This window comes from Tranquillimonas rosea, from assembly GCF_900111315.1.
GTDB classification, from domain to species: Bacteria; Pseudomonadota; Alphaproteobacteria; order Rhodobacterales; family Rhodobacteraceae; genus Tranquillimonas; species Tranquillimonas rosea.
Genome location: NZ_FOGU01000006.1, coordinates 328,015 through 336,603, shown reverse-complemented (window position 1 = coordinate 336,603; position 8,589 = coordinate 328,015). Strand labels below are relative to the sequence as shown.

Here is an 8,589-nt window from a genome sequence, read left to right as displayed (position 1 = left end):
ACGACGTCCTCGCCTACATGGACTTCCCCCGCGAACACTGGGCTCAGATCGCGTCGACGAACCCACTCGAACGGGTGAACCGCGAGATCAAGCGCAGGTCCGACGTCATCGGCATCTTCCCCAACGACGAGGCCATCGTCCGCCTCGTCGGCGCGCTGATGCTCGAGACCAACGACGAGTGGACGGTCGCGCGACGCTACATGAGCCTTGAAACCCTTGCGCGTGTCACCGACACTCCCACCGTAAGGCTGCCCGCTGTGGCGTCCTGATCAAGCTTGGACCTCTCCGAAGGTCGGCGCTCCTACACCATCCCACGGGACACTACCCGCGGAAGCCGTGCAGGCTCGGGCGAAGTCTCGGACGATCTCGTATTTCTCACGATTGATGCTGCGCACGTCGGACTTCGGGCAGCACTTCGCCTTTGACGGGCAGTCCTGACAATCCGCCTTCAGAGCTCGATACCGGCGCGGCTTCATCCCTGTCGCCGACCGGGCCGGATCGGAATAGTTGCGCCGGGAATGCCGAAGCTCCTTGCCCTCGGGACAGAGGTAGCGATCGCGTTCCTCGTCCCACGTGAAGTCGGACCGAGACCAGGTCCCGTCCGTGCGCTCGGACTTGTCGAAGACCGGGATGAAGGGAAGGATTTGCCGCTTCAGCGTCAGCCAGACGAGGTTCTCTTCCGAACCGTAGGCCGTGTCGGCAGCCAGCCAGTCCGGGCGGAGACCAAAGCGCCGCTCGGTGCGATCCAGCATCGTGCGGGCCGACCCGACCTCTGCCTGCCGGACCGACCTTGTCGCCTCGACGTCCATGATGATCCCGTGGTCGGTGTCGATCAGGTAGTTGTCGGAATAGGCAAAGAAGGCCGGACCCTTGCGCGCGGCCGTCCACTGGCTTGCGGGGTCAGCATGAGCGGTGAACTTCGGCGTCACCGTGGTGGCCGCCCCGAACGCCGCTTCGTCGAGCGTGTCGAGATACTCGCGAACGGCGCGCGGAGCCTCCAAAGGATCGATCGCATCCGCGTCCCAGTACTCGGCTCTGCTGGAGCTCTGCTTCTGGACATCCGCGCTGATCAGGCTGGCATCGACGGCGAACCCGGTTCCGCCAACGAGGCCTCGGCAATGCACGTCGCGACGACGTCCTCGAACAGCCAGCGGAACAGGTCGCTCTCCCGGAACTTGCCGTGACGCAACTTCGAAAAGGTCGAGTGATCGGGGATCTTGTCTTCGAGACCGAGGCGGCAGAACCACCGATACGCCAGGTTGAGATGGACCTCCTGGCACAGCCGGCGTTCCGACCTGATCCCCATCACATAGCCGATGACAAGCATGCGAATGATGAGTTCCGGGTCGATCGACGGCCGCCCGGTGTGACTGTAAAAGCCGCGAAGATCTGCGTGCAGCTCGCGGAGATCGAGGAACCGGTCGATCCCGCGCACGAGGTGGTTCTCCGGAATATGCGTCTCGAGATCGAACTCGTAAAACAGCCGCGCATGCGCCTTTTGAGTTCCCAGCATTCCGTGCCCTCCCGCTCCCGTAAATAAAGGGAATCAGAAGCTTCGGCCCCCGGCAAGCGTGGAGTTTTTCAACACCATCGGCTCGAAGCGATCTTCGTCTGGCGCTAGACGAGCATTTCTCTACCCATGTTGTCGCCTTGCCGATGCCTTCGGTCTGAGACGTGGGCATTCACACTTATCACGAGGTCGCAGTGATTCCTGTCGTAGGGGCGCCAGAAAATCGGGGCGCCCAAAGTACGCGCCAGTCTCTCCAGCCAAGCTAGACTTTATGACTGCTCGACGTTTCTGCCTGCAGCTTGGCCGGGCGAGGACCAATTTGTTTACCCGTCATCTTCGCTCCCTGCGAAAATCCTAGTTTCCGGGCTTGGGACAGACTTTGCTGCCGATCCGGGACAGATGACGCCCATTTGGGAACTTCTATGCCCGGACCGACAATGCCCTTCAATTTCCTCAGCTGCAGCCCGAGGTGCCGCCGCAGGTGTTGCACTTCATGCAGGTGCCGTTTCGCACCAGCGTGTAGTTGCCGCACTCGCCGCAGGGGTCGCCCTCGTAGCCCTGCATCCGGGCCTTGGCGCGGGCGTCCATCGGGCCCGGCTTGGCGACGGTCTCGGTCGTGGTGGCGGTTTCGGCCACGCCCTGCACCGCCGGGGACGCACTCTCGGAGCCGGCATATCCTGTCGTGCCGTTGCCCCCCTGCAGGACGACCAGCTCTTGCGGCACCCGGTTGCGGAGGTAGCCGGTGGAGGCGACCTGCCGCAGCACCTCGAGCGGCGACGAGCCGGAGCTGTCGGGCACCTCGGTGAAGTTGCGCTTGCCCTCGTCCTCGCCTCGGCCGAGCTCGTCGAAGCTGGTGCCGTCGGGCTGGACATGCGCCAGGTCCGTCCGGTCGAGGTAGGACACCGCCAGCTCGCGGAAGATGTAGTCGAGGATCGAGGTCGCGTTCTTGATCGTCTCGTTGCCCTGCACCATGCCGGCGGGTTCGAACTTGGTGAAGGTGAAGGCGTCGACGAACTCTTCCAGCGGCACGCCGTATTGCAGGCCAACCGACACGGCGATGGCGAAGTTGTTCATCATCGCACGGAAGCCGGCACCTTCCTTGTGCATGTCGATGAAGATCTCGCCCAGCTTGCCGTCGCCATACTCGCCGGTCCGCAGATAGACCTTGTGCCCGCCGACGATCGCCTTCTGGGTATAGCCGCGACGCCGTTCGGGCATCTTTTCGCGGCCCTTGGCGACCTCCCTGACGATGACCTTCTCGACGATCTTCTCGGCGAGCACCTGCGCCTTCTCGGACTGGCTGCCCGAGGCGAGCACCTCTTCGGCTTCCTCGTCGTCCTCGACCAGCGCGGCGGCCAGCGGCTGCGACAGCTTGGAGCCGTCGCGATACAGCGCGTTGGCCTTGACGCCGAGGCTCCAGGACAGCTCGTAGGCCGCCTTGCAATCCTCGATCGTGGCGTCGTTGGGCATGTTGATCGTCTTCGAGATCGCCCCTGAGATGAAGCTCTGCGCCGCCGCCATCATGTGGATGTGGCTGTCCACGTGCAGGAAGCGCGTGCCCTTCTTGCCGCAGGGGTTGGCGCAGTCGAACACGTGGTAGTGCTTCGGATCGAGATGCGGCGCTCCTTCCAGGGTCATGGTGCCGCAGACATGGTCGTTGGCCGCCTCGATCTGCGCCTTGGTAAAGCCGAGATGGCGCAGCAGATCGAAGGTGGGATCGGTCAGCTTCTCGGCCGGGATGCCCAGCGTACCGGTGCAGAACTCGGCGCCGAGGGTCCACTGGTTGAACACGAAGCGGATGTCGAAGGCCGAGGGCAGCGCCGCCTCGATCTTCTCGATCTCGGCCTGGCCGAAGCCGTGGCCGATCAGCGCCGAGTGGGTGATCCCCGGCGCGTTGCCCAGCGTGCCGTGGCCCACAGCGTAAGAGACGATCTCCTCGATCTGGGCCGACGAGTATCCCAGCGTCTCAAGCGCGCCCGGAACCGAGCGGTTGATGATCTTGAAATAGCCGCCTCCGGCCAGCTTCTTGAACTTCACCAGCGCGAAGTCGGGCTCGATGCCCGTGGTGTCGCAGTCCATCACGAGACCGATCGTGCCGGTGGGCGCGATGACCGACACCTGCGCGTTGCGGTAGCCGTGGGTCTCGCCCAGCTCCAGCGCCTCGTCCCAGGCCGCGGTGGCCAGGTTCACCAGCCGCGGGTCGGGGCAGTTGTCGTGGTCGAGCGCGACGGGCCTGACCGCCAGCTGCTCGTAGGCGTCCTCCTGCCGGTGGGCGGCGGCGCGGTGGTTGCGGATCACGCGCAGCATGTGCTCGGCGTTCTTCTCATAGCCCGGAAACGCGCCCAGCTCGCCGGCGATCTCGGCCGAGGTGGCATAGGACACGCCCGTAAGGATCGAGGTCAGCGCGCCGCAAAGCGCCCGTCCCTCGTCGCTGTCATAGCCGAGACCCATGTTCATCAGCAGACCGCCGATATTGGCATAGCCCAGCCCCAGGGTCCGGAAGTCGTACGAAAGCTGCGCGATCTCCTTCGAGGGGAACTGCGCCATCGTCACGCTGATCTCGAGCGTGAGAGTCCAGAGCCGGGTGGCGTGCATGTACTCCTCGGCCCGGAACGCGCCGTCCCTGTAGAAGGTCAGCAGGTTCATCGACGCCAGGTTGCACGCCGTGTCGTCGAGGAACATGTACTCCGAGCACGGGTTCGAGCCGCGGATCGGGCCGTCCTCGGGGCAGGTGTGCCACGAATTGATCGTGTCATGGTACTGGATGCCCGGATCGGCACAGGCCCAGGCGGCGTGGCCGATCTGCTCCCACAGGTCGCGGGCCTTGATCGTCTTTGCCACCTTGCCGTCGGTGCGGCGGATCAGTTCCCAGTCGGCGTCTTCCTTTACCGCCTTCAGGAAGGCGTCCGTCACGCGGATCGAGTTGTTCGAATTCTGGCCCGAGACGCTGGCATAGGCCTCGCTGTCCCAGTCGGTGTCGTAGGTCGGGAACTCGATCGAGGCATAGCCCTGCTTGGCGTAGTCCAGCACACGCTTTACGTAGGTCTCGGGGATCGCGACGCGCTTGGCGTCCTTCACGGCCTCCTTCAGCGCGTCGTTGCGCTTCGGGTCGTGCGCCGCCTCGACCGCTCCGTCGAAGGCGCGGATCGCGGCGAAGATGCCGTTCAGCTTCTGCTCGTGCATCTTCGAGCCGGCGACGATGCTCGCCACCTTCTGCTCTTCGATGACCTTCCAGTTGATGAAGTCCTCGATGTCGGGGTGGTCGGCGTCGCAGATCACCATCTTCGCCGCGCGGCGCGTGGTGCCGCCCGACTTGATCGCGCCGGCCGCCCGGTCGCCGATCTTGAGAAAGCCCATCAACCCCGACGACTTGCCGCCGCCCGACAGCTTTTCGCCCTCGGCGCGCAGCGACGAGAAGTTCGTGCCGGTGCCGGACCCGTACTTGAACAGCCGCGCCTCACGCACCCACAGGTCCATGATGCCGCCCTCGTTCACGAGGTCGTCGCCGACGGACTGGATGAAGCAGGCATGCGGCTGCGGATGCTCGTATGCGGATTTCGAGCGGGTCAGCTTGCCGGTCTTGTAGTCGACATAGAAGTGGCCCTGCCCCGGCCCATCGATGCCGTAGGCCCAGTGCAGGCCGGTGTTGAACCATTGCGGGCTGTTCGGCGCGGCGGTCTGGGAGGCCAGCATGTAGCGCATCTCGTCGAAATACGCCTGCGCGTCGGCCTCGGTTGTGAAGTAGCCACCCTTCCAGCCCCAGTAGGCCCAGGCGCCGGCAAGGCGGTCGAACACCTGCTTGGCCGAGCTCTCGCCGCCGAAGCGCTCGTCCTCGGGCAGCTCGGCCAGGGCGGCCTCGTCGGGAACAGAGCGCCACAGGAACTCGGGGACGTCCTTTTCGCGCACCTTCTTGAGGCGGGCGGGCACGCCGGCCTTGCGGAAGTACTTCTGCGCGATCACGTCGCTGGCGACCTGGCTCCAGCTCGCGGGCACCTCCACCTTGTCGTTCCGGAACACGATGGTCCCGTCCGGATTGCGGATCTCCGACGCGGTGAGGGTGAACTCCAGCTCCGCGTACGCGTCCGCTCCGGCCTTGGTGAAGGTGCGATCGATCTTCATGTCTCTGCCCCGTTTCTTCAGTGGTTCATGCGCCGCTGCGCATTCCGCCGCCCGACGCCGCGACATGACGGGAAAACGACCCTGCCCCGCGCACCCTCGCCCGCGGGCACCGTCGTGGTCGACGGCTTGTTCCGTTTATGCCTGTCTGCCGCAGCCTGGCACCATATCTAGTACGCCATCAGCCGGCCCGCACAAGCTGGCGTAGATCGATGGGAGTGGTCAACGCAAAAATCTCGCAGTTCACTCAATTTACCACGTTGACCAGCGCCCCCCTTTACAGCCGGGAACACTTGTCCCGATTCCTGCACAGGGAAGGCCGAAAGTTATCCACTGCCGGGGCTGGAAAACCGGGGGCTGCCACAAGGCGCGGTCGTGCGACTGGGCCGGGCGAGCGGCCTGTGCTGCGAATCACTGTGTCGCACCGGGGCAACATTCAACCTTTGACGCCCGAGACACCGAATGTAGAAAAAAGCGGCACCCGACCTACCAGATCGGGTGCCGCCAGCGAATCAACTCAAGGACCAGCCCGTTACGCCGCGGCGGGCATCTCCACGTCCAGCGGCGCCTGCATTACGGCGATCTCGAAGCCGTCACCGTCGGTCTGGCGCACCCTCACATGCCGCCCCAGCGCAGTCCCCAGCGTGTCGATCAGCGACAGCCGCAGGGCCATGGGCGAGGCGCTTTCTGGCGCATTGGCGCCGTTGCCCGCGCTGCTGTCGAACGTGCCCTCGACCGGGCCGCTCATCTGCCGGGGAAGGTCCTCGCGCATCAGCTGCCCGCCGACGCTGCGCACACTGCAATCGCCGCGCGCCGAGACCGTCAGCACGACGCGACCATTCTCGGGTGCACCGGCCACCGCGGCCTGCGAAAGGGCCGACAGCAGGTTTCGCGTCGCCTCTGGCACCGCGCGAACCTGCACGGCGGCGGGCGCCTCGATGTCGACCTGCACACCGCGCTTCTCGGCATGCAGGTGTTCCAGGGCGATGGCCTCGCGAGCCGCCTCGGCAAGGTCCAGCGTGACGCTGTCCTCGGTGAGCTGCGCCTGCACCTGCGCGTCGGACAGGTCGATCACCGATTGCAGCGTCGTCAGCAGCTCCTGCCCGGTCGTACCGATCCGGCCGGCATACTGGCGGTAGGCGTCGCTGCCCAGCGGTCCGATCGCCTCGGCCCGCATGATCTCGGCAAAGCCCAGGATATGCGTCAGCGGCGTGCGGAAATCGTGCTTCAGCCCCGACAGCATGCGGAAGGTCTCGACATGGTCGCGCTCGAGATCGTCATGCCGCCGCTCGGCCGCGGCCAGGGTCGTGTCGAGCCGCGTGATGCATTCCTGCACACTGGCCATCAGCACACCCGCCCCGTCGGTATAGCGGGTTGGCAGGCGCGGCACCGTGCGGTGACGCAGATACCCGTCTGCAGCCTCGCTCGCCCGGCGGACCGGTGCAAGCAGAGCGTGCAGGACGCCCATCGTCGCCGCGGTGCCCAACAGCGTGGCCACCAGCATCGCGGCGAGGACGTCCAGCTGCTGCAGGAACGGAGTGCTGTCGGCCAGCAAGGCATAGGCCGCCGCGCCGAACATCGGCACATGCACCCCCAGGAAACTGACCAACAGGATCTTGCCACTGAACGTGCGTGGCCAGCTCCGGCGGGCCAAGAACTCGTAAACCTTCATCTTGTCCTCACGAAAGAAAACCGCGCATCCCGGCGCGGCGTTAACAAGGTGTTAAATTTCCAGAGGAACGTGGCGGAAGTCGGGCATCGCCGTAGCGGGCCGATGACGTTTCACTCGTGGCAGGCGGTCACGTCCACGCCGGAGTGCCGGTTTCCTGCGCAGGATGGTCGGGGCGGCGAGATTCGAACTCACGACCTTCTGTACCCAAAACAGACGCGCTACCAGGCTGCGCTACGCCCCGACGGCCCTGCACTAGCGCGCGCGGGACCGCTTGAAAAGCCTCAAGATGCCGCGCAGGGCCACGCCGCGGCGTCCGGATCGACCGCCGGATGCAGGATCTCGCTGCCCTCGTCTATTCCCAGCGCGCGGCTCAGGCCGCCGTTGATCTCGAGCACGAACTTCACGTTGTCGCCGCCGGGGATCGGCGTTTCGTCCAGCGGCTCGGCATTGCGGTGAATCCGGTCGACCGTGCCGTCGGGGCCGATGAACAGCATGTCGAGGGGGATGAGCGTGTTGCGCATCCAGAAGCTCGCAGGCCCCGCCTCCTCGTAGACGAACAGCATCCCGCGCGACCGCGGCAGGGTCTCGCGGCCCATCAGACCCTTGGCACGCTCGCCCGGATCGTCGGCCACCTCGACCCCGAACTGCGCCCGGCCCCAATCGCCGCGCAACTGCACCAGGTCGTCGGAGCAGCGCGGTTCCGCCATGCCCGATCCGGCGGCCAGCATCGCCGCCACGGTCACGAGCGCGGCTGCACTCCGGCTTCCCATGTCGTCACCTCCGTCGCCAGTTTGCCGCGCCGGCCCTCGGCCACGCGCAGCGCCACGGCCTCGCCCGGCTGCAGGTCCGCAAGCCCGGCCCGCCGCAGCACCTCGATATGAATGAAAACGTCCGCGCCGTCGCCGAACACGTTGGCAAAGCCGAACCCCTTGGCCTTGTCGAACCACTTGACCCGCGCGGGCACGAGGGGTCCGGCCTCGAGGTCGTGCTCGAACGGCAGCGCGGCCTCGGCGAAGCCCTCGCCGTCGTCGGTGGGCGCCGGCGGCGTGATCGACAGGACCTCGGTCGCCTGCCGACCCCGCGGCGTGTGCTGCACGCGGATCAGCACACGGCTGTCGTCGGCCACGGAACCCTGGCCGAAGTTTCTCAGCACATTTGCATGCAACAGGATGTCAGGCCCACCCGAATCGGCGACCACGAATCCGAAGCCCTTGCCGGGATCGAACCATTTGACCCGCCCCTCGATTGGGTCCTGCTGCGGTGTGTCCTCAGACATAGCTTCTGCCTCGGT

General features: G+C 65.6%; 5 protein-coding genes, 1 tRNA gene and 1 pseudogene. 1 reads left to right on the top strand and 6 read right to left on the bottom strand.

Features of this window, described 5'->3' with window-relative positions:
- The coding region (locus tag BMZ25_RS12600; RefSeq protein WP_177190333.1) for a transposase at positions 1-269 on the top strand (269 nt) is incomplete at its 5' end.
- A 75-nt stretch (positions 270-344) separates the two neighbouring features.
- On the opposite strand, the pseudogene BMZ25_RS12595 reads toward BMZ25_RS12600, so the two are convergent.
- The 6 genes and pseudogenes from BMZ25_RS12595 to BMZ25_RS12570 form a co-directional block, all read right to left on the bottom strand.
- A pseudogene (locus tag BMZ25_RS12595) lies at positions 345-1,513 on the bottom strand (transposase); the annotation flags it as partial.
- A 450-nt stretch (positions 1,514-1,963) separates the two neighbouring features.
- The gene (locus BMZ25_RS12590) at positions 1,964-5,629 is read right to left on the bottom strand and encodes a vitamin B12-dependent ribonucleotide reductase (RefSeq protein WP_092694091.1); all 3,666 of its coding nucleotides are present in this window, start codon (positions 5,627-5,629) and stop codon (positions 1,964-1,966) included.
- 529 nt (positions 5,630-6,158) lie between these two features.
- Positions 6,159-7,298, bottom strand: coding sequence for a sensor histidine kinase (locus BMZ25_RS12585; RefSeq protein ID WP_092694089.1), 1,140 nt, complete (start codon positions 7,296-7,298; stop codon positions 6,159-6,161).
- A gap of 164 nt (positions 7,299-7,462) precedes the next feature.
- Positions 7,463-7,539: transfer RNA gene (locus tag BMZ25_RS12580), tRNA-Pro, on the bottom strand.
- 40 nt (positions 7,540-7,579) lie between these two features.
- Complete coding sequence (locus BMZ25_RS12575) at positions 7,580-8,068, bottom strand: DUF192 domain-containing protein (protein ID WP_092694087.1); 489 nt, start codon at positions 8,066-8,068, stop codon at positions 7,580-7,582.
- Entirely contained in the window at positions 8,038-8,574 is a 537-nt protein-coding gene (locus tag BMZ25_RS12570; protein WP_092694085.1) for a cold-shock protein, read from the bottom strand. The genes BMZ25_RS12575 and BMZ25_RS12570 overlap by 31 nt, the downstream gene beginning before the upstream one ends.
- Between the last annotated feature and the right edge of the window lie 15 nt (positions 8,575-8,589).